The sequence below is a fragment of the uncultured Bifidobacterium sp. genome (assembly GCF_949292005.1).
GTDB lineage: Bacteria > Actinomycetota > Actinomycetes > Actinomycetales > Bifidobacteriaceae > Bifidobacterium.
Genome location: NZ_CASEXV010000088.1, coordinates 1 through 26,873, shown reverse-complemented (window position 1 = coordinate 26,873; position 26,873 = coordinate 1). Strand labels below are relative to the sequence as shown.

General features: G+C 63.0%; 23 protein-coding genes and 2 tRNA genes. 21 read left to right on the top strand and 4 right to left on the bottom strand.

Annotated elements, in window-relative coordinates:
- The first annotated feature begins 40 nt into the window (after positions 1 to 40).
- Positions 41 to 1,009 (top strand): tetratricopeptide repeat protein, encoded by a 969-nt coding sequence (locus Q1X90_RS06780; protein ID WP_300768378.1) that lies wholly within the window; start codon positions 41 to 43, stop codon positions 1,007 to 1,009.
- Between the two features lie 29 nt (positions 1,010 to 1,038).
- Here Q1X90_RS06780 and Q1X90_RS06775 read toward each other — a convergent pair whose 3' ends face one another.
- Positions 1,039 to 1,659 (bottom strand): CYTH domain-containing protein, encoded by a 621-nt coding sequence (locus Q1X90_RS06775; RefSeq protein WP_300768377.1) that lies wholly within the window; start codon positions 1,657 to 1,659, stop codon positions 1,039 to 1,041.
- Positions 1,660 to 1,784: 125 nt separating this feature from the next.
- On the opposite strand from Q1X90_RS06775, the gene Q1X90_RS06770 reads away from it, so the two are divergent.
- The 7 genes from Q1X90_RS06770 to Q1X90_RS06740 all read left to right on the top strand — a co-directional run bounded on the left by Q1X90_RS06770 (position 1,785) and on the right by Q1X90_RS06740 (position 9,930).
- Positions 1,785 to 1,857, top strand: a tRNA-Arg gene (locus tag Q1X90_RS06770).
- A 79-nt stretch (positions 1,858 to 1,936) separates the two neighbouring features.
- Positions 1,937 to 2,320 carry a Rid family detoxifying hydrolase gene (locus tag Q1X90_RS06765; protein ID WP_300768375.1) on the top strand — a complete coding sequence of 128 codons (384 nt, stop codon included), beginning with the start codon at positions 1,937 to 1,939 and terminating at the stop codon, positions 2,318 to 2,320.
- 274 nt (positions 2,321 to 2,594) lie between these two features.
- Positions 2,595 to 4,391 carry an arginine--tRNA ligase gene (argS, locus tag Q1X90_RS06760; protein ID WP_300768373.1) on the top strand — a complete coding sequence of 599 codons (1,797 nt, stop codon included), beginning with the start codon at positions 2,595 to 2,597 and terminating at the stop codon, positions 4,389 to 4,391.
- Positions 4,392 to 4,395: 4 nt separating this feature from the next.
- Complete coding sequence (locus Q1X90_RS06755; RefSeq protein WP_300768371.1) at positions 4,396 to 5,991, top strand: diaminopimelate decarboxylase; 1,596 nt, start codon at positions 4,396 to 4,398, stop codon at positions 5,989 to 5,991.
- 106 nt (positions 5,992 to 6,097) lie between these two features.
- Positions 6,098 to 7,411, top strand: a complete 1,314-nt coding sequence (locus tag Q1X90_RS06750; RefSeq protein WP_300768368.1) for a homoserine dehydrogenase — start codon at positions 6,098 to 6,100, stop codon at positions 7,409 to 7,411.
- 92 nt (positions 7,412 to 7,503) lie between these two features.
- Positions 7,504 to 8,523: a homoserine kinase gene (gene thrB / locus Q1X90_RS06745; protein WP_300768406.1), complete on the top strand. Its 1,020-nt coding sequence runs from the start codon at positions 7,504 to 7,506 to the stop codon at positions 8,521 to 8,523.
- Positions 8,524 to 8,538: 15 nt separating this feature from the next.
- On the top strand, positions 8,539 to 9,930 hold the full coding sequence (locus Q1X90_RS06740; protein ID WP_300768365.1) for a Maf family protein: 1,392 nt from the start codon (positions 8,539 to 8,541) through the stop codon (positions 9,928 to 9,930).
- On the opposite strand, the gene Q1X90_RS06735 is transcribed toward Q1X90_RS06740, so the two are convergent.
- Positions 9,923 to 10,867 carry an AEC family transporter gene (locus Q1X90_RS06735; RefSeq protein WP_300768363.1) on the bottom strand — a complete coding sequence of 315 codons (945 nt, stop codon included), beginning with the start codon at positions 10,865 to 10,867 and terminating at the stop codon, positions 9,923 to 9,925. The two genes, Q1X90_RS06740 and Q1X90_RS06735, sit on opposite strands and share 8 nt — an antisense overlap.
- Before the next feature lie 172 nt (positions 10,868 to 11,039).
- Between Q1X90_RS06735 and dapE the strand changes: the two genes are divergently transcribed.
- From dapE to rplA, 12 genes are all read left to right on the top strand, one after another.
- Positions 11,040 to 12,215 (top strand): succinyl-diaminopimelate desuccinylase, encoded by a 1,176-nt coding sequence (gene dapE, locus Q1X90_RS06730; protein WP_300768361.1) that lies wholly within the window; start codon positions 11,040 to 11,042, stop codon positions 12,213 to 12,215.
- Between the two features lie 271 nt (positions 12,216 to 12,486).
- The gene (locus Q1X90_RS06725) at positions 12,487 to 15,183 is read left to right on the top strand and encodes an Rne/Rng family ribonuclease (RefSeq protein ID WP_300768359.1); all 2,697 of its coding nucleotides are present in this window, start codon (positions 12,487 to 12,489) and stop codon (positions 15,181 to 15,183) included.
- Between the two features lie 173 nt (positions 15,184 to 15,356).
- The gene (gene rplU / locus Q1X90_RS06720) at positions 15,357 to 15,665 is read left to right on the top strand and encodes a 50S ribosomal protein L21 (protein ID WP_300768357.1); all 309 of its coding nucleotides are present in this window, start codon (positions 15,357 to 15,359) and stop codon (positions 15,663 to 15,665) included.
- A gap of 44 nt (positions 15,666 to 15,709) precedes the next feature.
- On the top strand, positions 15,710 to 15,958 hold the full coding sequence (rpmA, locus tag Q1X90_RS06715; protein WP_300768354.1) for a 50S ribosomal protein L27: 249 nt from the start codon (positions 15,710 to 15,712) through the stop codon (positions 15,956 to 15,958).
- A gap of 152 nt (positions 15,959 to 16,110) precedes the next feature.
- Positions 16,111 to 17,787, top strand: coding sequence for a GTPase ObgE (gene obgE, locus Q1X90_RS06710; RefSeq protein WP_300768352.1), 1,677 nt, complete (start codon positions 16,111 to 16,113; stop codon positions 17,785 to 17,787).
- Positions 17,784 to 18,941: a glutamate 5-kinase gene (gene proB, locus Q1X90_RS06705; RefSeq protein ID WP_300768350.1), complete on the top strand. Its 1,158-nt coding sequence runs from the start codon at positions 17,784 to 17,786 to the stop codon at positions 18,939 to 18,941. Before obgE ends, proB begins: the two co-directional genes overlap by 4 nt.
- 52 nt (positions 18,942 to 18,993) lie before the next feature.
- The gene (locus Q1X90_RS06700) at positions 18,994 to 20,205 is read left to right on the top strand and encodes a pyridoxal phosphate-dependent aminotransferase (RefSeq protein WP_300768348.1); all 1,212 of its coding nucleotides are present in this window, start codon (positions 18,994 to 18,996) and stop codon (positions 20,203 to 20,205) included.
- Positions 20,206 to 20,431: 226 nt separating this feature from the next.
- Positions 20,432 to 20,504, top strand: a tRNA-Trp gene (locus Q1X90_RS06695).
- A gap of 39 nt (positions 20,505 to 20,543) precedes the next feature.
- Complete coding sequence (gene secE / locus Q1X90_RS06690) at positions 20,544 to 20,801, top strand: preprotein translocase subunit SecE (RefSeq protein ID WP_300768346.1); 258 nt, start codon at positions 20,544 to 20,546, stop codon at positions 20,799 to 20,801.
- Between the two features lie 23 nt (positions 20,802 to 20,824).
- Positions 20,825 to 21,571 (top strand): transcription termination/antitermination protein NusG, encoded by a 747-nt coding sequence (nusG, locus tag Q1X90_RS06685; RefSeq protein WP_366944471.1) that lies wholly within the window; start codon positions 20,825 to 20,827, stop codon positions 21,569 to 21,571.
- A 260-nt stretch (positions 21,572 to 21,831) separates the two neighbouring features.
- Entirely contained in the window at positions 21,832 to 22,263 is a 432-nt protein-coding gene (gene rplK / locus Q1X90_RS06680) for a 50S ribosomal protein L11 (protein ID WP_300768344.1), read from the top strand.
- A gap of 14 nt (positions 22,264 to 22,277) precedes the next feature.
- On the top strand, positions 22,278 to 22,973 hold the full coding sequence (gene rplA / locus Q1X90_RS06675) for a 50S ribosomal protein L1 (RefSeq protein WP_300768342.1): 696 nt from the start codon (positions 22,278 to 22,280) through the stop codon (positions 22,971 to 22,973).
- A gap of 183 nt (positions 22,974 to 23,156) precedes the next feature.
- Here the strand turns inward: rplA and Q1X90_RS06670 are convergent, their stop codons facing one another.
- Positions 23,157 to 23,999, bottom strand: coding sequence for a CdaR family transcriptional regulator (locus tag Q1X90_RS06670; protein WP_300768339.1), 843 nt, complete (start codon positions 23,997 to 23,999; stop codon positions 23,157 to 23,159).
- Between the two features lies 1 nt (position 24,000).
- Positions 24,001 to 26,091 carry a DUF6020 family protein gene (locus Q1X90_RS06665; protein WP_300768337.1) on the bottom strand — a complete coding sequence of 697 codons (2,091 nt, stop codon included), beginning with the start codon at positions 26,089 to 26,091 and terminating at the stop codon, positions 24,001 to 24,003.
- A gap of 66 nt (positions 26,092 to 26,157) precedes the next feature.
- On the opposite strand from Q1X90_RS06665, the gene Q1X90_RS06660 reads away from it, so the two are divergent.
- On the top strand, positions 26,158 to 26,873 hold a 716-nt coding region (locus tag Q1X90_RS06660; protein ID WP_300768335.1), incomplete at its 3' end, for a biotin--[acetyl-CoA-carboxylase] ligase.

Genomic DNA, 26,873 nt, shown 5'->3' with positions numbered 1-26,873 from the left:
TGGTGAGCGGAGACGGCCATACGAATGGAAATGAGGAATCATGGCTAATGGTGCGCAGGTGACCCCCGGAGTCTCGTTGGCGGGGGCTGTTGACCTTGAGTCTTTGAAGCATAAGGCGTCCGCTCGTCCCGGCGCTCAGGGAGGGGCGCCCGCCGCGGGCGATTTCGTGACGGATGTGGATGAGTCGGGGTTTGAGGCCATGGTCCAGGCGTCCATGACGTTCCCCATCCTGCTGTTGTTCTGGACCCCGGATGATGACCGTATGTTCGCGATGGCCAGAGGGCTGGGAGATGCGGTCAACGCCAAAAATGGGCAGATTCAGCTGTGCCGCATCGACGCCGCGCAGAGCCAGTCCATCGCCCAGGCGTTCCAACTTCAGGGGGTTCCGGCGCTGTTCGCGCTGATAGGCGGACGGCCCATGCCCCTGATGCAAGGACTTCCCGGTGATGAGGAGATGTCTCAGCTCACGGATGAGGTCATCCCGAAAATCGTCGATGTCGCCCATCGAGCCGGCGTCGTCGGCACTGCGCCGCGAGTCGCGACAAGCGATGGTGGAGACGACCCCGATGGGTATTCGTCCTGCGGTCAGGAGAGGCTGTCCCCGGAACATGCCAAAGCACGCCAGCTTGCCCAGGCGGGCGATTATGCGGGGGCGGCGGAAGCGTATGAGCAGATCGCGCGCAATGATCCTTCGGATGCGATCGCGCCGCGCGAACGGGCGAAGGCGCTTCTTTTGGCTCGTTCGGGAGCGTCGGATGTCAGAGTCGTCCGAGAGACGGCTGCGGCGAATCCCGATGATGTGGATTCTCAGCTGGCTGTGGCTGATGTCGATATGATCGGTGGACAGGTGGAGGACGCCTTTGGCCGTCTTTTGGATTATCTGTCCGCGGGGCATAAGAGCGACGTCGCCGCGGTGCGTGACCGTCTCATCGAGTATTTCGACATTCTGGATGCCGGCGACACCCGGGTGTCGCGTGCCAGACGCAGGCTTGCGACACTCATGTACTAAGTGGTGTCCTCAGCCGCTCCCTATGCTCCTCACATGCGCCGATTGTGCCCGAACGCCTGCTCGAAATGAGGACCCTGATCGTCGAGTTCGCGCCTGTACTCGGCTTTCCACTGATTGAAAGGCCTCGATGCCAATCCATCGTTTGAAAAACGCCTTTGGTCGGTGATCTCACTGACGCAGAAGGAGGGGATGGCCAGATTCGTGACGGGCCCACTTCTTTCTGCTTCGGCGATCACCAGAGGATGGTTGTTTCCTCCAAATACGTCGATGCTCCAGCCGTCCTCGCCAAGCCATATTGAAAAACGATTTTTGACGATCACTGATCCGCCGCGCAGAATCAGCTCCGTGGCGATGTGGGAGTCAATCTCCCGTTCCGCCTCGTAGCGCGTTCCACCCACGGACGGGCCTTTCACCGTCACGAAGGCATCGGAGACCTGCTCGAGGTGTGACTGCAGCAGAAGACGGGCATCCATGTCGGATGTCATCGGCTCGTGGACGTCGTGCAGCATGACTCGCACGCGCAGTGCGTAGTTGTCCTGATGAACGAAGTAGCTCTGCACAATCGTCGTGGGAGTCTCATCCAGGACTTCCTGGGGAGGGGCGGCGCAGAAGAAGCGGCGTTCGAACTCGAAGTCGGTCATGGTATTCATGGAGCCACTGAACATGGTCATTAGTGTAGGCCGTGCGTGTTTCTCCTGCCACCGGTGGATCGTGGTCAGGCCGGCCTCGAGTCATGTTGTGTCCGCGGTGCGTGTACAGTGGTCATGGTGCGTAGGGGCTTGTAGCTCAGTGGATAGAGCGTCTGTCTCCGGAACAGAAGGTCGTGGGTTCGAATCCCATCAAGCCCACCGGAATCCTGTGTGACGAGTGGTGGGCGTCCGTGTCCGCGTCACCGTTGTCCATTGCGGATCAAACGAAAGGAATGCCATGTCAGTCAATGAGGTCGCGACGGCGTACGCGCCGGCGGCATTGGGTGCCTACAGCCAGGCAGTGAAAGCCAATGGTCTGATTTTCGTGTCAGGGCAGCTGGGGATTGATCCCGCCACGGGTGAGCTGTCCGGAGCCACGGCCGGCGAGCAGGCCGCGCAGGCGCTGAAGAACATCAAGTGCATTCTGGACGCCGCAGGAAGTGGCATCGAGAAGGTCGTCCGAACCACCATCTACATGAAGAACGTCGATGACTTCCACGAGGTCGACTCCCGGTACGCCCAGGTCTTCATCGGGTCCGTAAAGCCGGCCCGCGTCGCCTTCGGGGGCAACGACATTCCCAAGGGCGCTCTTGTGGAGATTGACGCGATAGCGGTCGAATAGGTGACGAATCGTCGATTGGAGCGTGCGTCGGCAGATATCTGTGGTGCGACTTCGAGCCCCGGAATCCGTGAGGATATCCGGGGCTTTCGCGTGCTCGTCTTCGCGTTCCCGCCTCACCCGTATCCGGTTTTCGCGTCCACTGGGAAAGCGGGAGGTCTGGGAGGGCTGGAGATGTCCCACCATGCCATGTCCGGCGCGAGCGGACGCGATGTCGGCTTTTGCTCGCCGGGTCAGAGCGGCCTTTCCTGTCGTGAGGAACATTAGACTGGGGGGAATGAGTCCTGAAGAGCTGAGCGAAGTCCTTGCACATATAGTCCGGCGATTGGCCGAATCCGGACAAGCCGGATCATTGACCGTCGACGATGTCCCGTCCGCGCGGAAACTGGCCGTCATGAGGCCCAAGGACCGGTCTCATGGAGACTGGGCGTCGAACGTCGCCATGCAGCTGGCTCGAAAGGCGGGGATGGCTCCCCGTGAGATAGCGCAGTCGGTTGCCACGGCTTTGGGCAAGGAGCCGGGAATCGCATCTGTGGAGATCGCAGGCCCGGGCTTCATCAACATTGTCCTTGATTCGGCTTCGGCCGCGGCGGTCGTGGACACGGTCCTCAAGCAGGGGGACGAGTACGGGCGTAACGATCATCTCTCAGGAAAAACGCTGAATCTGGAGTTCGTGTCCGCCAACCCCACAGGCCCCATCCATATAGGGGGAACCCGATGGGCCGCGGTGGGGGACTCCATGGCCCGGGTGCTGGAGGCCAATGGCGCCAAGGTGGTACGTGAATACTATTTCAACGACCACGGCGAGCAGATCAACCGGTTCGCGAAATCCCTCGTCGCCGCCGCGCATGGCGAGCCCGCCCCCATCGACGGGTACAAGGGCGCGTACATCGACGACATCGCCTCACGTGTGGTCGAGCAGGCCAGGTCCGAGGGCATGGACATCCTTGGGCTTCCACGCGAGGATTCCGGTGTGGATGCTGACGGTCAGCCTCTGGGAGAGGGCGACTCCCCGCAACGCGAGGAGTTCCGCCGTCGTGCTGTTCCCATGATGTTCGAGGAGATCAGAACATCCATGCGTGATTTCCGCGTCGACTTCGATGTGTGGTTCCACGAGAACAGCCTGTACGAGGACGGCGAGGTGGAACGCGCGATACAGGCGCTCAGGGACAAGGGCGACATCATCGAGAAGGATGGAGCGACCTGGTTCGTCTCCACGAAGCATGGCGACGACAAAGATCGCGTGATCATCAAATCGGATGGGAACTACGCCTACTTCGCGGCCGACATCGCCTATTACTACAACAAGCGCCACCGTGCGACCGATCCCGCGGACGTCGCCATCTACATGCTGGGGGCCGACCATCACGGGTACATCGGCCGCATGATGGCCATGTGCGCGGCGTTCGGCGATGTTCCCGGGGAGAACATGCAGATCCTCATCGGACAGCTCGTCAACGTCATGAAGAACGGCAAGGCCGTGCGGATGTCGAAAAGGGCCGGCAACGTCGTTACCATCGACGATCTCGTCGAGGCCGTTGGCGTGGACGCCGCTCGGTACTCCCTCGCCCGCACCGACTACAACACCAGCGTCGACATCGACCTTGATCTCCTTGCGTCTCATAGCAACGACAACCCCGTCTACTACGTCCAATATGCCTATGCGCGGTCGCGCAACGTGGCGCGCAATTCCGTCGAGGGTGGCGTCACCCATGAGGGCGCCGATCTCGCGCTCCTCGACACCACAGCGGACGGTGAGGTTCTCGCGGCGCTCGCGCAATGGCCATCCGTCCTCAGCCAGGCGGGAGACCTGCGCGCCCCACACCGCGTCGCCCATTATCTGGAGGATCTGGCCGGAACCTACCACCGCTGGTACAACCTCGAACGTGTGGTTCCCATGCCGTTGACCGACCATGAGATGGAGCTGCCGGCGGAACGTCGTGACGCCCTGGAGAGAAGCAAGAACCCCGAACCTGCCCGGGCCGCGGCGCGACTTCGTCTCAACGATGCCGTGGGAACGGTGATACGTGCGGGTCTCGCGCTTCTTGGCGTGGATGCCCCCGAAAGGATGTGATCCGATGGAGAGCAGCGGGATATGGCCGCGTGGCGTCGAGCGTGATGGACACGGGTCGATCGAGGTTCATGGCAGATCCGTCTCGTCGCTTCTCGATGAGTTCGGGTCCCCCCTCTACGTCGTCGATATGGACGACCTTCGCGGCAGAGCGGAAAGCTTTGTCTGCGCGGCGGCGTCGGCCTTCCCCACGGCGACGACGCATGTGAGTTACGCCGGAAAGGCCCTGCTCTCCAAGGAGATCGTCCGTGCCGTTCTCGATGCCGGAATGTTCGTGGACACCTGCACGATGGGGGAGATGCGCCTGGCTCTGGCCGCGGGCGCCCCAGGCCGCCGTCTGGTCCTGCACGGCAACAACAAGTCCGACGACGAGATAGCGCTCGCCGTCACCGAGGGCTTCTCCAAAATCGTGGTGGACGAGCCCTCCGAGCCCGCCCGCATAGCCGCCATAGCCCACCGTTTGGGACGCCGGGCGCGGGTTATGCTGCGCGTGACGTGCGGAATTCACGCCGGTGGCCACGAGTTCATCTCCACGGCGCATGAGGACCAGAAGTTCGGAGTGCCTCTGCTGCCCCCAGGAGTGGATGGATCCGTTCTGGGCCTTCTGTCGCATCTCGGTTCCGCATCGCCCGCCGCGTCCAACATCCGAATCGCCGAGGCTCGAGCCGATGATGCCGGAGCCCGGATCGAATCCCCGTCACGTGTCCGCGTTGTGAGGCACGACGTCCGGTATCCCTTCGACCTCAATGCGGTGGACGTCTCCGACGCCGACCGCGCGTTGGCCGATGCCATGCAGGCAGTGTCCGACGGCCCGGCGTTGTCCGTTCTGCAGGATATAGCCCGGCATGGCGATGATCTTGAGCTCGTCGGAATCCATTCCCACATCGGCTCGCAGATCCACGACGCGTCCGCCTTCATCGAGGCTGCCAGACGCATGATGCTGTTGCGCAAGACCTTCTATGCCACGGATGCCATCACCCTTCCCGAAGTGGATCTGGGAGGCGGGTTTTCCGTCGCGTATACCTCGGACGAGGATTCCATGGACGTGGAGGTCGAGCTGAGGCATCTTGCCGAGGAGATCCGCGCGGCCAACACGGCGTGGGGAATGCCCCAGCCGATCATCTCCTTCGAGCCTGGACGATGGATCGTGGCCCCGGCCGGCATCACTCTGTATCGCGTGGGAGTCGTCAAGCCCGTTCCCGTGCCTGTGGGAACGCTTGATCGCAATGGCACGCCTCTGGAACGGAGGGTGTATGTGTCGGTCGACGGAGGAATGAGCGACAACATCAGGCCAGCCTTATATGGGGCTGACTACACTGCGGCTCTCGCCAACAGAACAGGGGCGGAGCCAACCATGACATGCCGCGTCGTCGGTATGCATTGCGAGTCGGGCGACATCGTGGTCCGTGAATGCCAGCTGCCCGAGGACATCCGGCGTGGGGACATCCTTGCCGTACCGGTGACCGGGGCTTATGGAAGGACGATGGCCAGCAACTATAATCAGGCTCCAATCCCCGCAGTGGTGTCGTCCGGGGCATCCGGCGCGCACGTCATGATCCGGCGTCAGACGGTCGACGACCTGCTTTCCTGGGATATGGGGTGACAGTCACGCGTCCGCGTGTCATATCGACTTCGTACGATTATGGGCGAGACTTACGAGACATAGCAGTACCGTCGGGAAACCAGAGAATCCCTAAGGAGGGACACCAGTGGCATCAGACAACACATCCCCGATCCGCATCGGTCTTTTGGGGGCCGGGACGGTGGGGTCCCAGACCGCACGCCTGATCGTCGAGCAGCGTGAGGATCTGTCCCAACGCATCGGACGCGACATCGAGCTGGTCGGTGTGGCATGCCTCGACCCGGATGAGGTGGATGTGCCGTGGATCGACAAGTCGCTGCTGACGACCGACACGGCCGGACTCTGTGAGCGATGCGACATCGCCGTGGAGCTCATCGGCGGACTTGAGCCGGCCCGGACCTTCGTACTCAAGGCCATAGAATCGGGCGCGTCGGTGGTTACCGCCAACAAAGCGCTGCTTGCCAAGCACGGCACGGAGATCTATGAGGCGGCTGCGGCCCGCGGCGTCGACATCTACTTCGAGGCGGCGGTCGGCGGGGCGATTCCCATCGTCCGTCCGCTGCGGGAGTCCCTGGTGGGAGACAGCATCACCTCCATGCTGGGCATCGTCAACGGAACCACCAACTACATTCTCGACGAGATGACGGTCAAGGGTCTCGACTTCGATGTGGCGCTGCGTGACGCCCAGGAGAAGGGCTATGCCGAAGCTGATCCGACCGGGGACATCGAGGGGTATGACGCGGCCAACAAGGCGGCGATCATGGCCACGCTCGGATTCCACACACCTGTCTCCATCGACGATGTGACGGTGGAGGGAATCACCTCGATCACCGCCGATGACATTGCGGCGGCCACCGCGGAGCGGAAGGTCATCAAGCTTCTCGCCGTGGTCGAGAACGGCGAGGATGGCGTGTCCGCCCGGGTCTACCCGGCGCTTATCGACGAAAGCCATCCCCTGGCTTCCGTGCATGGCAGTTTCAATGCGGTTTTCGTCAAGGCCAAGGCCGCCGATGATCTCATGTTCTATGGGCGTGGCGCCGGTGGTGCTCCCACTGCCTCGGCCGTGGTTGGTGATGTGGTGACGGAAGCGCGCCATATCGCCCAGGGATGCGTAGGGCCGTCGATACCTCTGTATCGGGCTCTGAGAAAAGCCCCGTTGAACGCATCCACGGCGGTTTTCGCGGTCCGGTTCCTCATCCATGACAAGCCGGGCGTTCTCGCCGCCATCGCGCAGGAGTTCGCCGATCATGGAATCTCCATCAACGGGGTGAACCAGGATCTCAAGCCCACGCTGCACGAGCCGGGGTATTCGGGTGAGATCCAGCAGCTTCGCCTCGTCACCCATCTCTGCGACGAGGAGACGCTGCGCAAGACCGTCAGTTCCGTATGCGGGCTTGACTGTGTGGCCGGAACCCCCTCCATCCTGCGGGTCCTCGACTGACGGACACCCCGCGCGACGATGATGGGAGTCCATGCCAGTGTCCGTACCGGTCGTAGATCGGTGGGCGCGACAGCATGGCGGGAAGGAGAACCGTGAATCCGATATGTCGACAGGTGAAGGTGAGCGTGCCCGCGACGAGCGCGAATCTGGGGGCCGGATTCGACTCGGTGGGTTTGGCACTCGATTATCACGATGATCTGACCTTCACGCTCCATGACGATCCGCAGGATCGTTCGGCCACCGTCATTATCCACGGCGAGGGGGAGTCGACTCTTCCGCGTGACGAGAACCATCTTGTCGTCTCGACCTTCCGGAGGGCCTGCCAAACGCTGGGGCTGGGACGTCTGGGGTTCACCCTTGAGGCTACCAACCGCATTCCCCAAGCCCGCGGCATGGGTTCGTCGGCGGAGGCCATCGTCGCAGCTATCGCAGCGGCATCGGCATTCGCACATGATGGGGACATCGAACGCCAGACGATATTCGATTTGGCGGCCACCATCGAGGGGCACCCGGACAATGTGGCTCCGGCGGTCTTTGGCGGTCTGACGGTGTCGTGGAACCTCGACGTTCCGGAAGGAGTGGGGTCGGCCACTGTGGCTGGAGGGGAGCCCGCCCGCCCGGGATTCCACACCGTCACGTATCCGGTGGACGACGACATCGTCGCGTCGGTGTTCATCCCGGATTTCGAGCTTTCCACACAGAAGGCGCGGCAGGCACTTCCTGCCAGCCTTCGGCATGCCGACGCGGTGTTCAACATATCCCGGGCGGCCCTGTTGCCTGGGGCCATGAATCCCGCATCGCTGGGTTGGCGCGGCGATGATCCCAACGCTCTTCTTCTCATGGCCACGCAGGATGCCGTGCATCAGTCCTTCCGTGCCGCGTTGATGCCTCCGTCGTGGAAGCTTATAGGGTTATTGAGGGACAACGGCTATGCCGCCGCTGTGTCGGGCGCCGGCCCATGCGTTCTGGTTCTGCATCACGGTGACTCGAGAGCGGACATCGAATCCGTGGCCCGGGATCATCTGGACTCGGGACACTGGCATGTCCTTCATCTCAAGGTCGACACTGAGGGGGTTCGCGTCGGGCGCCAATCACGGGATTCGACTTACTAGACGGCAAAGGACATTATGACAATTCAGCTGATTCTCGCATCGCAGTCCCCCTCCCGCCGCCGCGTTCTGGAATCCGCGGGCATCCGTCCATTGGTGAGGGTGTCGCACGTCGACGAGTCCGCTGTTCTGGATTCCGCGGCCAGATCCCGTGGCGTGGGGGTGGACGGCCTTGATGTCGGAACGCGGGTCGCCGTTCTGGCCAGAGCCAAGGCCGCCGCGGTCGCGGATGAGTATCGGGGTGTCGTCGGAACGGTCCGCGACGCGTCGGGGGACGTCATCACCGCCTATCCGCTGGAGGCGACAGGTGTTGCCGCCGGCGGGCGTTCACAACAGGTGTCGGATGATCGGGTTTCCATGATGACACGTGATTTCTCGGGACTTGACGTTCCGACTGCGGTGGTTCCCGTCCGGGGCTCGATCATCAACCCGGATTCCGGTCGGGGGGATTCCCCTGGGGGGCCGCTTCTTCTGGGATGCGACTCTCTGTTCGCCATGGACGGCGACATACAAGGCAAGCCGCATACCCCAGCCGTGGCGCGGGAACGCCTGCTGGCCATGCGCGGTCGGCAGGGGGAGCTATGGACGGGTCACACGCTCGTCGACCTCGCGTCGGGCCGGGTGGTGTCGGGGACAAGCCATGCCGTGGTGTATTTCGGAGAATACGACGATGAGGACATCGACGCATACGTCCGCACCGGAGAACCTTTGGAGATCGCAGGGGCCTTCACCCTGGAGGGCAGGGGGGGAGTGTTCATCGATGGGGTGGACGGCGATCCGCATGGTGTTCTGGGGCTGAGTCTTCCGCTTGTGCGGAGACTCGCGGGATCCTTGGGTGTGCGGTGGACGGACATGTGGAATGCGGAGGGACCGACGGGGGGCGGATTGGATTCGGTCCACGCCACGGACACGCCGCAGGACAACGTTCATCAGCCTGGGGACGGATGGGTCGACTGCGCCTGCGGACGTCGCCATTGGGGATTGAACGGCGCCGCCGGAGTGCTTCTGGTGAGACGGGACGATCGGGGACATCCCACCCATGTGGTCATGCAGCATCGTGCGATGTGGAGCGCCGAGGGGGGAACATGGGGCATCCCCGGGGGTGCCATCGCCGACGGGGAGAACGCGGTGGAGGGCGCTCTGCGGGAGAGCCACGAGGAGGCGGGGATCCGCCCCCAGGACATCCGTGTGGTCGGAGCCTACCGTGAGGAGCATGGAACCTGGGCCTATACCACCGTCATAGCGTTCGAGCGGGAGGGATGCCATGTCGATCCTCTGCCCAACGATGACGAGAGCATGGAGATCGCGTGGGTGCCTATCGACGATGTGCCGTCGTTGAGGCTTCTGACGGCCTTCCGCGCCGATTGGCCGCGTTTCCGCCATCGGTTGGACGACCTGTCCGTCAGCTGAGGACGGCCGCGATCAGGGCGATCATCAGAGGGCTGGTGATGGTGGAGATGAGTATGCCGTCGCGGGCGAAGGTCAGTCCCACGTTGTACCGGGCGGCGTAGTTGTAGACGTTCTGCCCGGTGGGAAGCGCCGCGAGAACGACGCAGGCGTACAGCGTCGTTCCACGGAAGCCCATGAGGAAATAGGCGAGGACGAACGCGATGATGGGCATGACGACGTTTTTGAGAACCGCCACGGTGATGACGGCAGCCCGGTCGTTGCGCTCCTTCATGGGGGCGCTGCCGTGGAGGGACATCCCGAAGGCCATGAGGATCATCGGCACGGCGGAGTCGCCGATCATGTCGATGGGGTCGAACAGGAAATCCGGAATCACGAACCATCCGACGCGCGCGCTGATCGCCGACACCGCGATGCCCGCGAGCGATCCCAGCAACAGGGGCTGATGCAGCGGCTGCGTGAGAATGCGTTTGGCCGATACGGTCCCCTGTGTGGTCGCGTCGAGCACGGTGAGTCCAACGGGTGTGAAAACGGCCTGCTGCATGACGAGGATCGGGGCGACCAGCGCCGGGTTTCCCAGAATGTAGGTGGCGATTGGCAGACCGATGTTGTTCGAGTTGAGATACAGGGAGTTCAATGCGCCGATTGTGGCGTCCGCCGCGCCCATATGGAAGTGCAGCCTATTGAGCAGCAGGAATATTCCCCCGACGGCCACGGCCGACAGGAACGCCACCACAATCGAGGAGTGGAAGATCTCGAATATCGACTCCTTGGACAGGATCGCGAACATCAGACAGGGACTTGAGACGAAGAAGCTGAACCTGTTGAGGACCATCTGGGCGCTGGGGCCGCCGATGCGCATACGTGCTGCCGCATATCCCACGACGATCACGACGCCTATGACGCAGAAACCCTCCATGGCGCTGAGCAGACCTGGCATGCGCTCCCCGTCCTTTCCCCTCGGCACATCATTGTTCATCGTGGCAGAGACCGCGGCCTGATGCGTCCGGTCGTCCGTTGGATGGGAATCAGGCGGCATCCCATCGTGGCCAGGTGGCACACTGGCGGGCGTAACGGCTCCGACGGGGCTGTCATGAGGGAGGGGACGACCAATGCGCGCGGATTCCACGGTGGAGGAGATTCTGGAAGACATCATGGCCGTTCGATCCGTCAGCGGCGAGGAGACGGCGCTCGCGGATGAGGTGGAATCCTTCCTTCGCGGGGTTGGCTCATTGGACGTGCGGCGTGATGGCGACACCGTGGTCGCATCGACGAGGCTGGGACGCCCGACGAGGGTTGTTCTCGCGGGGCATCTGGACACGGTCCCGGTAATCGACAATTTTCCCCCACGGTGGCTGGAGGCGGGGGACCGCGGCATCCGGGGGGACGTGGCCGACGCGGCTCCGGGACAACGCGTCATGTGGGGGCGTGGAGCGACGGATATGAAGGCCTCCGACGCGGTTTTCCTGCATCTGGCAGCCACTGTGGCCGATCCTGTCCATGATCTGACGTTCGTGTTCTACGACCACGAGGAGGTCGCCGCCGAGCTCAACGGCCTGGGCAGGGTGGCCCGAAGCCATCCGGAGTGGTTGGAAGGGAATTTCGCGCTTATCGGAGAGCCGACGTCCTGCGCCATCGAGGGCGGATGCAACGGAACCATCCGTTTCGATGTCGTGTCCCATGGGGTGGCCGCCCACTCGGCACGTGCGTGGATGGGGCGCAACGCGATCCATATGGCGGCGCCGGTTCTTGATCGTCTCGCCTCGTACGAGCCGCGTGACGTCGTCGTGGATGGTCTGACCTACCGCGAGGGGGTCAATGCCACGATGATATCGGGCGGACAGGGGACGAATGTGATTCCGGAGGAGTGCCGGATCCATGTGAACTACCGTTTCGCCCCTGACAAGACAGTCGAACAGGCCAAGACACTCATGATGGGCGAGGGGACGGGAGCGGTTTTGAACAATGGGGAGCATCTCGCGTGTGGTGGGATGTTCGAGGGATTCGGCATTGAGATGCGAGACGAATCGCCGGCAGCGCGGCCCGGTATGGACTCCACGATGACGGCGGATCTGGCCCGTCTCGTCTGTGAGCGCACGGGACGTCATCCGGTGGCGAAATTGGGGTGGACCGATGTGGCCCGCTTTTCGGCCCTTGGTGTTCCCGCGGTGAATTTCGGGGCGGGAAGTCCTTTGCTGGCCCATAAACGCGATGAGCAGGTTCCGGTAGGTGATCTGCGTCTTATGGAGTCCATTCTGAGGGAGTGGCTCACCTCCGCAGTGGCCTGAGATGGGCGGATGCCCCGCGGTTGGTAACGCGAATGTCATTCGATGTGCCATACTGGAGAGTGGTGGCGCTGCAAGCCACTGACAAGGCATTCGATGGTGTCGATCCCCTCGCGAGATGATTCGCGAGCGTTGGTGTCCGCCATCGTGCAGCTGAAGACTTTTCCAGTCGCCTCGTACGGGCGCCGAGAGCGTGGTCACGGTGAGAGCGTGGCGTGACAGCGGCGAGGCCATTAGCAAGGCGAGATGATTGCAGCGTCTCGCGAGGAGCATCGTGCCCAGAAAACGCCATGAGGATATCGACGAGGTCGAGTCCGAGACATCATCATCGACAAGGGAATCAACGGAGGACGGGACGCGGTCGCAGGCGGCCGCATCGTCCTCGGATAAACCAGCGGAGGCCGCGCCCACGCCTCCCGTCCGTCGTCGCAGGACGGGTCGGCGGGTGGTGAGGGGAACCGCCGCCGCCGACGCCAAGATAGAGCTGACGGTCGAAGAGCATTCCGCGCCGATATTCGAGGAGCCGCATGTCCCCGGAGGGACGCAGGATCCGGATTCCGAGGCGGACGACGGTTTTTCCTACCGTCCGGCCGCCGACACATCGCGTCCTATGACGTCGCTTCTGTTCAGGGAGCCGGTTATGCCGGCGCATGACGCTGATTCCACGGCATCATCCGGCGATGACGACGACACGGACTCCGAACGCGCGGAGGAGTCCCCGTCACGGACCAGATCGCGTTCTCGCTCGAGGTCCGTGCCTGACGATGATGACTCCTCCAAACCCTCCAGAAGATCCTCACGCCGACGCGGGCGTGCGCGGGATGATGCGGCTGACCGCGAATCGGATGATGGCGGTTCGCCCGTGGATGGTCGTTCGGATGCCATCAGCGGCATCTCCTCGATCCGCCGCATATCTGACGAGGATATGGGTTCGATCGCGGAGGACGGGGATGAGTCCGGTCGTGGACGCTCCCGCCGGTCGCGCCGACTCAACGCCACCGAGCGGCGCGCGGCCGCCGAGGTCGAGCGCATACAGGACGATCTTGAGTACGACGACATCGAATACGCGACCATCGCGCTTCCCGCGTCCACGGATGAGGCCGGATCCGATGATGATGAACGGGAGGAGGGGGCCGCGGGCGAGGGGGAATCCACGCGTTCCCGTCGTCGCCATCGTTCCCGCCGCTCCCATGACGATGACGAGTCCCCGAACGATTCCGGACAGTCGGGTTCCGGGAAGGCCCCATCGTCGCGTGAGTCGGAGGAGTCCGACGAGGGCATGGTCGTCACGCGTCGTCGTCGCCGCCGCCGTTCCGGCAGGCGCGACAGTGACCAGCAGCAGGACGAGCAGGGCTCGTCGAAACGCTCACGCAAACAGCAGTACATCGATGAGATCACCGACATCGAAGGTTCCACGCGACTTGAGGCTAAGAAGCAGCGCCGCCGCGACAACCGGCGCGAGCGCAGCCGTCAGAGCCAGCTCATCGAGGCCGATTTCCTCGCGCGTCGGGAGAACGTCGAACGGTTGATGGTCGTTCGTGAGCGGGGTCGGCATACCCAGATCTCCGTCATCGAGGACAACGTCCTGGTCGAGCACTACGTGTCCGACATCCAGGAGGTGTCCACGGTGGGCAATGTGTATCTGGGCCGGGTGCAGAACGTGCTTCCCAGCATGGAGGCCGCGTTTGTCGACATCGGTCAGGCCCGCAACGGCGTCCTCTACGCGGGCGAGGTCAATTGGGACTCGACGCGTCTGGATGGACAGCCCCGGCGCATCGAGCTGGCGTACAAGTCCGGCGACCCCGTCCTGGTGCAGGTGACCAAGGATCCGATAGGCCACAAAGGGGCCCGCCTCACATCACAGGTCACTCTGGCCGGGCGCTTCCTTGTGCTTGTCCCATCGGGGGGCATGACTGGAGTCAGCCGGAAGCTGCCCGAGGCGGAACGGTCCCGTCTCAAGTCGATCGTGTCGAAGATAGCGCCGAAGAACGTTGGAATCATCATCCGCACCGCTGCCGAGGGCGCGTCCGAGGACGCCATCGAGAAGGATCTCGCCGCCTTGAGATCGCAGTGGGATTCGATTATGGCAAAGCGCGAGGAGTTCCTCCACGGCAAGCGCCCCAAGCTTCTTCAGGGCGAGCCGGATGTGGCCATCCGCGTGGTGCGTGACATCTTCAACGACGACTTCAGCTCCATGATCGTCGAGGGTGAGGGCGTTTACGACAGGATCTCCCAATACCTCACGACGATGGCCCCGGATCTTCGCGACCGGCTTGAGCGTTGGGATCCGGCCGAGCATGAGGGCAAGGATGTGTTCGACCGTTGGCAGATCGACAGCCAGCTGCGCAAGGGTATGGAAAGGCAGGTCTATCTGCCGTCGGGTGGCTCCATCGTCATCGACCGCACGGAGGCCATGACGACCATCGATGTCAACACGGGACGGTTCATCGGGCGAGGAAAAAGCCTTGAGGAGACGGTCACCCGATGCAATCTCGAGGCTTCGGAGGAGATAGCGAGGCAACTGCGTCTGAGGGACATCGGCGGTATGGTCATGATCGACTACGTCGACATGGTCATGCCGGCGAACAGGGATCTGGTTCTTCGCCGTCTCGTCGAGTGTCTGTCGCGCGACAGGACCAAGCACCAGGTCGCCGAGGTGACGTCGCTGGGTCTTGTGCAGATGACCCGCAAACGCATAGGGCAGGGCCTTGTCGAGGCGTTCTCCGAGGAGTGCCCCACCTGCAAGGGACGTGGTTTCATCCTTCATGACGAGCCCACGGTGTCTTCGGATTTCGCGGATCCGTATGCGCTCAAGGGCGGCGACCCCTTCGTAAAAACCAACAAGCATGGGCATGGGGTCGAGGTCTCCTCGCCGAAGGGCTCCTCGCCGGACGTTAAGGCGAAGCTCGCGCAGATAGCGGCAGCCGCGGTGGCCGCGAACGACACCGATGAGGACGGGGATTCGGACTGACCGCGATTCCGGGCGTGCCACCGGCGCCAGACGCTCCGAGCGCCGGGCCGATGACACGCTCCCCACAGGGACTTGACGTATGCGTGGCCGTTGATGTAACGTTGGTCGCTGGTGTCTGGCCGCGGGCTCGAGTGTGCCGGATAAGATGCTTGTCCAGTAGCAAGGAATGGGATATGTACGCGATTGTGAAGGCCGGTGGCCATCAGGAAAAGGTCGAGGTCGGTGACGTCATCCTGGTCAACCGTCTCGCGGCGAAGAAGGGCGACGCGGTGGAGTTTCCGGTGGCGCTGGTCGTCGATGGATCCACGGTGACGCTTTCCGCGAAGGATCTGGCCGGCCGCTCGGTGAAGGCGGAGGTTGTGGACGATGAGGCCAAGGGGCCCAAGATCTCCATCCAGAAATTCAAGAACAAGACGGGCGTGGCACGTCGCAAGGGCCATCGCCAGCCGTTGACAGCAGTGAAGATCACAGCCATCGCCTGAGTCGGTCGACCATCCGCGACGAATAGCTTCGAAAGGATAACATCATGGCACATAAGAAGGGCGCTTCCAGCTCGCGTAACGGGCGCGACTCGCAACCCCAGTACCTGGGAGTCAAGAAGTATGGCGGCGAGGCCGTCGTGGCCGGGAACATCATCCTGCGTCAGCGTGGCACCAAGGTCCATCCCGGGCAGAACGTCGGCGTCGGCAAGGACCACACCCTGTTCGCGCTCAAGGATGGCAGTGTGAAGTTCGGCGTCCGCCGTGACCGCAAGGTCGTCGACGTCGTCGACTGACCACGTGTCGGTTCTTTTCCAAGGCCGCATCCCGTTTGTGGGTGCGGCCTTTGCCGTCCATAACGGGGAGGTTCGTCCGAACGCCCCTCAGCCGTCAGTCGAATGTCTCCTGGGGAGGTCTCCGGGGGCGTTCCGGGAAGTAAGGTGATCGCATGAGTGATTTCGTCGATCGGGTGACAGTCCACGTCAAGGGTGGGGATGGCGGCAACGGCTCGGCCGGGGTCCGCCGTGAGAAGTACAAGCCGCTTGCCGGGCCCAACGGCGGCAACGGTGGCGATGGCGGGTCGGTCGTCTTTGTCGCGGACCCGCGTGCCAACAGCCTTCTTGACTACCGTTTCATACCCCATCGCACGGCCAGTGGCGGAACGATGGGACTGGGTGACACCAAGGACGGCTCCAACGGCGAGGATCTTGTCCTTCCGGTTCCCGTGGGAACGGTCATCTTTGAGGCGGTTGGACGTTCTGGGCAACGCAAGACCAATGGGCGGCAGCTGGCCGATCTGCGTCATGCAGGGGACCGGTATGTGGCGGCCGCCGGCGGGACTGGCGGCTTGGGCAATGCCGCGTTGGCGAACCGGACGCGTCGCGCACCCGGATTCGCCCTCCTTGGAGAGCCGGGGGATGAGCGTGATGTCATACTCGAGCTGAAATCCATCGCGGATGTCGCCCTTGTGGGCTTCCCATCCTCCGGGAAATCAAGCCTCATCGCGGCCATGAGCGCGGCCCGCCCCAAGATCGCCGACTATCCCTTCACGACTCTGACTCCGAATCTGGGCGTTGTGAGCGTTGATGGGCGGCGTTTCACCATCGCGGATGTTCCTGGTCTGATACCCGGGGCGTCCGAGGGCAAGGGATTGGGATTGGAGTTCCTCCGGCATATCGAGCGCACGGAGGTGATCGCGCACGTCATCGACTGCGCGACCTTGGAGACCGACCGCGATCCGATGGCGGACTATGAGGCGCTGGAGCGTGAGCTGTCCCTCTACGCCGAAAGGTTGGATCTTCCTTTGGGCGCCATACCGATTCCGGAAAGGCTGCGAATCGTCATCCTCAACAAAATCGATGTTCCCGAGGCACGTGAGCTGGCCGATCTGGTAGCTCCGGATTTCGAGGCCAGGGGGCTTCGCGTGTTCATGGTGTCGACGGCGTCGCACGAGGGGCTTCGCGAGCTGGGCTTCGCGCTGGCCGATCTGATCGATGAGATGAGGCATGAGGTGAAGCTTCGCGAGCGTTCCCAGGATGAGGAGCGTGTGGTCATACGTCCTTTGGAGCAGCCATCCGCGTCGGCGCGTCGTGCGGGAGTCTCCCGTGGCGCGGGTTCCGCGTTCGAGGTGCGTCGCAAGGGCGGCGAGAGCGACTACTGGTTCTCGGTCACCGGGGAGAAGCCGGAGCGTTGGGTCGTCCAGACCAATTTCGACAACGATGAGGCGGTGGGATACCTCGCGGATCGTCTGGCGAAGCTGGGAGTCGAGGACGAGCTCCGCCGACAGGGGGCGCGTCCGGGTGATGAGGTCCGCATCGGCACCGGAGACAGGCAGGTGGCGTTCGATTGGGATCCCACGATTGCCGCGGGCGCGGAGATGCTCGACGGTGGCCAGTTGGGTTCCCGTGGCCAGGATCTGCGTCTTGAGGAGACCGATACCCGTGCGCATCGTCGCACGAACGCCGAGCGCCGCCGCGACTACCACCAGATGATGGACGCGAAGGCCGCGGTCCGAGAGGCCATGATGAAGGAGCGTAAAGCGGGGCACTGGGCCGACCCCCGTGTCAACGACGATCCCCATGACGAGCAGGCCATCGTGGGACGCGGGGAGGATGATGGGCGGTGACCGTTCCCACAGAGGATGAGGTCCGGTCTCGGGTGGCTCAGGCTCGGACGATCGTGGTGAAGATAGGCTCCAGCTCTCTGACCGACGATTCCGGACATCTTGACGTCAGGCGTCTGAGAGGTCTCGTCGGGGCCGTCGCGCACGCGCGGATGTCGGGTGCGCGGGTCGTCGTCGTCTCGTCTGGAGCCATCGCCGCGGGCTTCGGGTTGCTGGGGTTTGACGAGCGTCCCACGGATATGGTGACCCAGCAGGCGACCGCGTCCGTTGGTCAGGGGCTGCTGATGGCGCATTACGAAAGCGCCTTCGCCAAATATTCGATACGCGTCGGTCAGATTCTTCTCACCGCGCAGAACACGATCCACGCCGCCCAGTACCGCAATGCGCAGCGGACTTTGTCGCGGATGCTTGACCTTGGGGTTGTGCCGATCGTCAATGAGAACGACGCGCTGGCCAGCAACGAGATTCGATTCGGCGACAATGATCATCTCTCGGCGTTGGTGGCGAACATCGTCCGTGCGGATGCTCTTGTGCTCCTCACCGACGTGGATGGGCTGTACACGGCCCCGCCGTCCTCGCCGGGTGCGCGCAGAATCGGCTACGTGCCGGATGTCGTCGAGATTCTCCAGAAGGTCGATGTGGCTGGAAGCGGGTCGGGCGTCGGCACGGGCGGTATGGTCACGAAGATCGAGGCGGCGCGGATTGCGGCCGTGTCGGGAATTCCGACGGTTCTGGCTTCAGCCGCCGATGCGGGCCCCGCGGTGATGGGAGATCCGGTGGGGACGGTCGTCGCGCCCATACGTCATCGTGGCTCCTCTCGTCGGTTGTGGATCGGGTTCGCCGCCGAGCCGCGGGGGAGCATCGTCGCCGACGCCGGCGCCGCCGCGGCTCTCGCCTCGGGGCGGGCCAGTCTTCTCGCAGCCGGCGTGGTGGGCACGTCCGGGGACTTCTCCGCGGGGGACCCGGTGTGGGTGGACGACGAGAATGGCCGTCATCTCGCGAAGGGTCTGTCGGGTTTCGATTCCGAGGAGATTCCACGAATGGCGGGAAGACGGACGACGCAGTTGAGGCGTGATCTCGGCGCGGAGTACGTTCATCCCGTTGTTCATCGCGACGATCTTGTTCTGGTCGTCAACAAGCCACGTCCGGCCGTGTGACGCGGCGGTGCGCGGCGTGTGATTCTCCGACCTCGGTTATAGAGTTGATTCCATGACTGGGTCTGACTGGCGTGTGGTTAGTGATCGTATCGATTCCGTGGCCCCAAGCGCCACGTTGGCTGTTGATTCTCAAGCGAAGGCCATGAAGGCCGAGGGAGTCGACGTCATCGGTTTTGGAGCGGGCGAGCCGAATTTTCCGACTCCCGGCTACGTTGTGGAGGCCGCCGTGCGGGCCTGCCGCGATCCGCGCAACCATCGGTACACGCCCACTCCCGGTCTTCCCGAGTTGCGTGAGGCCATCGCGGCGAAAACGCTCCGCGATTCCGGCTACGCCGTGGACCCCTCGCAGGTGGTTGTGACAAACGGTGGCAAACAGGCGGTGTATGAGACCTTCCAGGTGCTTCTCAACGACGGTGATGAGGTCATCATCCCCGCGCCATATTGGACGAGCTACCCGGAGGCCGTGCGCCTTGCCGGTGGTGTTCCGGTGATCGTGCGGTCCGATCCGGAGGGGGGGTTCGAGCCGCGTGTGGAGGATCTTGAGGCCGCTCGGACCGCACGCACCCGCGCCGTGGTGGTCAACTCGCCGTGCAATCCGACGGGAGCGGTGTGGAGCGCGGAAACAATCGAGGCCATTGGCCGGTGGGCCGTCGACCATCATGTCTGGGTCGTCTCCGATGAGATCTACGAGCATCTGAACTATGACGGCGCGCACACCGCCTATGTGGGCGAGAGGGTTCCCGAGGTGCGCGATCAGTTGATAGTGCTCAACGGTGTGGCGAAGACCTATGCCATGACAGGCTGGCGTGTTGGATGGATGATCGCGCCGGATCCGGTTCGTGCGGCTGCCGTCAAACTTCAAAGCCACCTTTCCTCGAATGTGTCGAACGTTCCGCAGCGGGCCGCGCTCGAGGCGGTGCGTGGACCGCTGGACGCGGTGGCCTCGATGCGCGAGGCTTTCGACCGGCGGCGACGTGCCATCGTGGCGGATCTCAACGACGTACCTGGCGTGGTATGCCCCACCCCACGAGGCGCGTTCTACGCGTTCGCCGATGTCCGTGGACTTCTTGGACGACGGGTGGGCCCCAACCATTCGCAGGTTGACTCCTCCGCCATGCTGTCCTCGCTTCTTCTCCAGGAGGCGCATATCGCCGCGGTTCCCGGAGAGGCCTTCGGGGCTCCCGGGTTCCTCAGATTCTCATATGCGCTGTCCGACGAGGATTTGGCGGAGGGAATGCGACGTTTCGCGCAGTGGGCGAGGTAGACCCGGTAGGCTGGCGGTTTTCCGGTTTGTCTCTCCGGTCTCTCGTCCTCTGGTCGTCCCAGCGCCGTTGCGGATCGTGCCGTACTGCGGTTGGCGTGTTCCAGCGTGTGAGGCCGGCGGGTGCGCGTGACGCCCTCGGGGATTGGACGAAATCGTAGCCACCCGCTAGTATGGCTCCTTGGCGGTTTTGTTCGTGCGCAGAGTGCTTGGGCGGAACGGCAGCCCTAGGGATGTGGCGCAATTGGTAGCGCAACGGTCTCCAAAACCGTAGGTTGTGGGTTCGAGTCCCGCCGTCCCTGCAAATACAGTGAGACAGACCGGCCGAGTGAGGGATGACAATGGCGAAGGCGAAGGACCAGGATACGGATAAGACCGTCAAGGCTTCCAAGCCCAAGGTCGCCAAAATCAATGTGTTCGCGCGCATTGGAAGGTTCATCAGACAGACGGTCGACGAGCTCCTTAAAGTCGTGACTCCCACAGGCAAGGAGCTTCTTGCGTGGTCCTTCGCGGTGTTCGTCTTCGTGCTGATTCTCATGGGGCTGGTCACGGCGATGGACTTTGGGCTGGGCAAGCTTGTCCTATGGATGTTTGGCTGATACGACGAATCGAAGGTGTGTGAATGTCTGAAGAACTCAATCCCGCGCAGGCCGAGGCCGATGTGACCGCGGAGGTGCCCGCGCAGACCGGGGCCGTCTCCAAGGAGCCGGTAGCCGCGCAGGAGGGGAATCAGGAGCCTGAGCAGCCGGTGGACGCGGGCTCCAAGGCCGTCGATGAGTTCAGAAACAGTCTGAGGTCGCTGCCGGGCCACTGGTATGTCCTCCACACGTATTCCGGTTACGAGAAGCGCGTCAAGGCGAACATCGAATCCCGTGTGCAGAACTACGGGATGGAGGAGAACATCTTCCAGGTCGAGGTTCCCATGGAGGAGGTCGAACAGCACACGGAGAAGGGCCGCAAGGTCGTTACCCGCGTCAGGGTGCCGGGTTATGTCCTTATCAGGATGAATCCCGACGAGGAGGCGCGGCGCATCGTGCGTGACACCGAGGGCGTCACCGGCTTCGTAGGGCCATCCAGGGAGCCTGCCGCGCTGAGCACCAAGGAGGTCGTCACGATGATGGCCCCGATGATCGCCGCGGAGGCGCTTCGCGCGGCCGGAGACAAGCCCACGGCCACGAAGGAGCGCAAGGTCGAGGTTTCCTACGCTGTGGGTGATCAGGTCACCGTTACGGATGGACCATTCGAGACCATGCCCGCCATGGTGTCCGACATCGAGCCGGCGACGCAGAAACTCACGGTTCTTGTGTCGATCTTCGGTCGTGATACCCCGGTCGAGTTGGGATTCAATCAGGTCGAGAAGCTGTCCTAACCGTTTTTTTCCTTTATCTCAGGGTCTTTCCGGGTTGGTTCCCGGGGGCCCTGATTCATATCCGCATGACACCATGAGGTCTTCGGCGTGTCCTTGGAACGATGTCCGTGTCGGCGGCCATAATAGTGAAGCTTGTGCATGCGGTTCGTCCGCAAGGTGTAGGCACGGTAACATCCGTTGCGGGAGGGCCCGGCGGGGTTCGGCTTCGGCCGGTCTTGGCGTGGACCGTTCGCACCGCTGATAGAAAGAAGAACCATAGTATGGCTCCCAAGAAGAAAGTCTCAGCGCTGATCAAGCTCGAGATCCAGGCGGGCAAGGCCAATCCGGCTCCGCCTCTAGGTCCTGCGCTGGGATCGCATGGCGTGAACATCATGGAGTTCTGCAAGGCCTACAATGCGGCCACGCAGGACAAGATGGGCCAGATCGTCCCCGTGGAGATCACGGTTTTCGAGGATCGCTCGTTCACCTTCATCCTCAAGACCCCGCCGGCCGCGGCTCTGCTTCTCAAGGCCGCCGGTATTGACAAGGGCACCGAGAACCCGCTGACGCACAAGGTCGGCACGGTCACCAAGGCGCAGGTCCGCGAGATCGCGGAAATCAAGATGCCGGATCTTTCCGCACGTGACGTCGAGGCCGGAATGAAAATCATCGCGGGCACCGCCCGTTCGATGGGCATCACGGTCACGGACTGAGAGGAGAAGGACAGATGGCCAAGCAGTATTCGAAGAAGTACCGCGAGGCGGCCGAGAAGGTCGATCGCAACAACCTCTACACCGCTCCCGAGGCAATCGCCCTGCTCAAGAGCATGCCCAAGCGTGGTTTCGACGAGACCGTCGAGGTCGTGTACCGTCTGGGCGTGGATCCCCGCAAGGCGGATCAGCTCGTGCGCGGCGTGGTGAACCTTCCCCACGGAACCGGCAAAACCGCCAAGGTCCTCGTCTTCGCCCGCGGTCCTAAGGCCACCGAGGCCACGGAGGCCGGAGCGGACATCGTTGGTGATGACGATCTCGTCGCCAAGGTGCAGGACGGCTTCCTCGACTTTGACGCCGTGGTCGCCACCCCGGACATGATGGGCAAGGTCGGACGGCTGGGACGCGTGCTCGGACCTCGTGGTCTGATGCCGAATCCCAAGACCGGAACCGTTACGATGGACGTCACCAAAGCGGTGAAGGACATCAAGGGCGGGAAGATCGAATTCCGCGTCGACAAGCACGGAAACCTCTCTTTCCTTGTCGGCAAGCTCTCGTTCGATGAGAGCGCGCTTGATGAGAACTTCAAGGCCGTGGCCGACGAGGTCAAGCGCCTCAAGCCAGCGACCGTGAAGGGACGCTACATCTCGAAGGCTACGCTCACGTCCACTATGGGACCGGGAATCCCGCTCGATCCGGCCACACTGGCCTGAGAGACCGAGAAGACGCATCCGCGTCATTCCCCCTGGACCCCCAGCGGCTCCGGCACAGGAAGTTCGTCAACTCCTGCTTCGGATTCGATGGGGGTTCTTTCGACGTTGTTGGACCGTGTCGTCGGGTCGGCATCGTCGGGTGTCCACGCTGGTCCGTGGAGTCTCATGTCCTGTGGATGCCGTCTATACGGCCGGCTCCGCGGGATGGGATCCCGACGCGTCGTATATTCGTCCAATGGCCAAGGCTGTGCGCAGAACGTAGGCCTCGCGCGGGTCGGTCGCGTCCCAGCCCGTTGTTGTGGCGATGCGTTTGAGTCGATATCGGACGGTGTTGGGATGGACCTTGAGATGTCTGGCGGTGGCATCGAGGGACCCTCCCAGACGGAGAAAGGCGTCGACGGTCGGAAGGTTGGGATTGAGCGGTCCGCCCTCGCGTAATGCGGAGTAGACGGTCTCATACAGCTGGTGGCGGGCGTCCTCGTCGCCCAGAAGCGCGCGTTCGGGGAGGACGTCGCATGAGCGGATCACACGCGGGAGATCGGGCACGGCCGGTATCGTGCGCAGCGCGGAGAGCACCCCTCTGATGGATGACGACGCGCCGTGCGCCGACCGCCCCATATCTCCCAGACACACCGGCGATCCGTCGTCGAAGAAGCCCGCGAGGGCGGCGAAGGCGTCCTCCACGGTCTGAGACTCGCGCGCGGCGCCCACCGCGACCATCCAGCCCGACCTCATGCCGCTGAGGATAAGACCGACCCCGTGGGACCTCATGACATCACCAAGGTCCCGTTCGGCGTCGCGGGCGTCGGACGGGACCTTCCCGGCCGCCGCCATGCAGGTGTCCTCGTCGTTCCAGCCCATGACATGCATAAGAGACACGACGCGGTCGTCGGCGATGCCGTCGGTCAGGCATTCAAAGATGATCGAATGAAGCCTGTCGTCGGGTACGTCCTCGTCGGGGGTCTGATGACGACGCCGTACGGTGAAGCGACCGACCAAGTCGAGAAAATCGCCATGTCCTGCCATATCAGTCCTCCCCGTTCCCGCGCGGACGGCCGGCTTCCCCCGGCTTGCGCACGTGCGACTCCCGATGGAATTGGAGGCAGAGGAAGAGGAAGACGAAGACCACCGGCAGCATATGTCTTTCGAAGTTGTTGGCGGGAGCCATGATCATCACTCCCATCAGCGCAAGAAGTGGGATGTGCCAAGCCAGTGATCTCCAGCGGTGCAAAACGACCTCGGCGGCACCGATAAGTAGTGTCAGCGTGACGTAGAGATTCCCATGGACGATCCACCCCAGCACGGGAATCCGGCTCCATGAGCGGACCGCGCGCATCAGTCCCGCGCGTCCGGATGCGTTCCAGTGCCCGAGCCAATCTGTGGAGTTGCGCACGTAGTCATTGTCGATGTAGTAGTCCATGGACACATAAGGATTGTCCGTGACGTTGAAATAGCCGAAGCTTTTCGCGAGGAACGCGTCGGTGGCCGTCACCGGATCCGCGACCACGATGCGCAGCCATGCGTCATTGAACCGTGACAGGTCCTCCTTCGTGACTGAACGCCAGCGGTAGCTCACCTTCTTGGACTGTATCCCCGATGATTTCACGGGGTCCGCGTCATATGGGGTGTACGACTCGGCCATCTGATCGAGGTTGAAGATGGCGGATATCTCGGTTCGCGCCTTCGCGGGTATGGCGCTCGGGTTTCTCTGGGCTATCCGCGCTATCTGCTGCAGCTGCACGCCGCGGCTTTCGATGGGGTCTCCGTTGATGATGACGCCCTGCGCGATAAGAAGGACGATGGCTCCGTGAATCAGGACCGCGGGGACGGCCATACCGATGAGGACGTCCCGGCGGTGCGTCTTATCGGCGAGCATGGCGGTGACGGTGGTGAGAAGAACGATGTACCAGGCGTATTTGGCGCTGACGATCATCACCGCGGTAGACAGGACCAGCTCCACCAGGGAGGAGCGGCGCAGACGGCATGAGGATCCGGAGTGCGCGCGATCTCGCGATGTGCGCCGAATCTCGTATCCGATCGAGAACCACCAGGTGAATGCGAAGGCGAAAAGCGGGGACTTGGTCAGCGAGATCGTGCTGAACACGACGAGAGGACATGTCAGGAAGAACGCGAGGATGAGTACCCGCATTCCCGGACCTGCGAAATCCCGCGAACGGGGGCGTGACGGATGGCCGTTCCAGACGCGCACCGGCGTCGTCCACGGATGGGATAGACCATATTCGGGATGGGTGAGGCTTACGGGGACACCCTCCGACGGACCGAGCTCTGGACGTCCCGGATGGCGGGTCTCGGTCCGCCAGAGTCCAACGGATCCGCGCCAGGGCGCGTTGAGGAATCTGTTCGAGGCGGATGCGAGACAGAACGCGGCGAACACCAGCTGCAGCAGCGATAGGGTGGCGAGTCCCCAGTCGTTGCCGCCGGTGAGGAAGCGGGACGCGGCTCCGGTGGCCCCATAGACGATCGTCAGCACGATGTTGTGCTGGTCCGTCAGATAGGTCGCGTGGGTGGGCCACAGATAATGGGCCGTGGGATAGATGTCCATGGGGACGAAGGAGAAGAATCCGATGTAGGGCTGCTGCACTCCCGTCCATTGGTTCCATGACCAGCTGAACTCCTTGAACTGCGAGAAGATGTCGGCTCCGAAGGCCGACACAAGCGCCACGGGAACCCATGCCCAGCCGAGAAGGAGTATCAGGAGGATTTTCCAGGCGGCATCGCTCCCGCGGACAACGGCCCGACCCAGGACGACTCCGGCTTTTTCCCCGTGAACGGCGGGAAGCGGGATACGGTCCAGCGCGGTCCGTAGGGTCCGATGATGCCGCCGTTTCGTGGTGCATCGCGCGTGCCGGACCAAGGACACCACGATTCCCAGATAGATTCCCAAGGACGCTATGCCGCAGGCGGCGTTGATCCATGAGAAGTTCGCGATCGAGGCGTCCTTCCAGTACAAAGGCCCCACGGCGGTGCACAGAGCGAGCCACAGACACGCGGCGACGACGACGGCCCAGGTGAGCACCGCACGCAGGCGGCCGATTCCCGTCGCACTGGCCCTCGACGACCTCGTCGTCGAACGGGGTCCATGTGAGACAGAGGTCATGGCTGGCATTGTACTGATCCCCCACGGACGCGGCCATGGAATGACCACGCGGGTAGTCTGGTCGTCATGGAATGCAACAGTTTTTCCGAGGCCTTGTCGGGGCTTCCGTCCCGTGGATCCGGTGCGCCGGCACGTGGTGACGATGTGGTCGCGGCGCGCGGATTGGCGGGCCTGCGTCTGCCAAGAACCGTTGCTTCGGGCGTCGACGTTCTGCTGTTCAGACAAACCGATTCCACGAACAGCGTGGCCGTGAGAGTGCTCGCGAAGGGTGGGGTGGATGGTCGCGCGTATGACGGATTCCCCGACTTGGTCGTCGTCGCGGATTCCCAAACCGGCGGGCATGGTCGGCTGGGGCGACCGTGGAGGGAGCGCCCCCATGGGTCGATGATGGTCTCGTACGTCGGCGTCATGCCGTGGTCGGTGGTCTCCGACCCATCCGTCAATGGGTGGATTTCCCTTCTGTCGGGCTTGGCGGCGCTTGACGCGGTGGATGACGTCGTCGGATGCTGTGGCGCCCTCCCCACGCACGATGACTGCTCCATGGCGCTGAAATGGCCCAACGATATCTTTTGCGACGGTCTGAAGATGGGTGGCATCCTTGTCCAGATCGTTCCCTTGGATGAGTCGCTGGCCGGCGTCGTGGTGGGAGTGGGGATGAATACGTCGATCGCCCAATCCGATCTGCCGATCGCAGGTTCCACCTCCCTGATGGTTCACAGGTCTCCATTGCCGGGTGATGATGATCTGCGTGACATGATGGTTTCGGCGTTGTCGCACCGACT

Bases quoted from the DNA above. Each gene is read 5' to 3' on its own strand.
- Q1X90_RS06780 (WP_300768378.1), top strand. From the start codon at position 41: ATGGCTAATGGTGCGCAGGTGACCCCCGGAGTCTCGTTGGCGGGGGCT.
- Q1X90_RS06775 (WP_300768377.1), bottom strand. From the start codon at position 1,659: ATGAATACCATGACCGACTTCGAGTTCGAACGCCGCTTCTTCTGCGCC.
- Q1X90_RS06765 (WP_300768375.1), top strand. From the start codon at position 1,937: ATGTCAGTCAATGAGGTCGCGACGGCGTACGCGCCGGCGGCATTGGGT.
- argS (WP_300768373.1), top strand. From the start codon at position 2,595: ATGAGTCCTGAAGAGCTGAGCGAAGTCCTTGCACATATAGTCCGGCGA.
- Q1X90_RS06755 (WP_300768371.1), top strand. From the start codon at position 4,396: ATGGAGAGCAGCGGGATATGGCCGCGTGGCGTCGAGCGTGATGGACAC.
- Q1X90_RS06740 (WP_300768365.1), top strand. From the start codon at position 8,539: ATGACAATTCAGCTGATTCTCGCATCGCAGTCCCCCTCCCGCCGCCGC.
- Q1X90_RS06735 (WP_300768363.1), bottom strand. From the start codon at position 10,867: ATGCCAGGTCTGCTCAGCGCCATGGAGGGTTTCTGCGTCATAGGCGTC.
- dapE (WP_300768361.1), top strand. From the start codon at position 11,040: ATGCGCGCGGATTCCACGGTGGAGGAGATTCTGGAAGACATCATGGCC.
- rplU (WP_300768357.1), top strand. From the start codon at position 15,357: ATGTACGCGATTGTGAAGGCCGGTGGCCATCAGGAAAAGGTCGAGGTC.
- rpmA (WP_300768354.1), top strand. From the start codon at position 15,710: ATGGCACATAAGAAGGGCGCTTCCAGCTCGCGTAACGGGCGCGACTCG.
- obgE (WP_300768352.1), top strand. From the start codon at position 16,111: ATGAGTGATTTCGTCGATCGGGTGACAGTCCACGTCAAGGGTGGGGAT.
- Q1X90_RS06700 (WP_300768348.1), top strand. From the start codon at position 18,994: ATGACTGGGTCTGACTGGCGTGTGGTTAGTGATCGTATCGATTCCGTG.
- secE (WP_300768346.1), top strand. From the start codon at position 20,544: ATGGCGAAGGCGAAGGACCAGGATACGGATAAGACCGTCAAGGCTTCC.
- nusG (WP_366944471.1), top strand. From the start codon at position 20,825: ATGTCTGAAGAACTCAATCCCGCGCAGGCCGAGGCCGATGTGACCGCG.
- rplK (WP_300768344.1), top strand. From the start codon at position 21,832: ATGGCTCCCAAGAAGAAAGTCTCAGCGCTGATCAAGCTCGAGATCCAG.
- rplA (WP_300768342.1), top strand. From the start codon at position 22,278: ATGGCCAAGCAGTATTCGAAGAAGTACCGCGAGGCGGCCGAGAAGGTC.
- Q1X90_RS06670 (WP_300768339.1), bottom strand. From the start codon at position 23,999: ATGGCAGGACATGGCGATTTTCTCGACTTGGTCGGTCGCTTCACCGTA.
- Q1X90_RS06665 (WP_300768337.1), bottom strand. From the start codon at position 26,091: ATGACCTCTGTCTCACATGGACCCCGTTCGACGACGAGGTCGTCGAGG.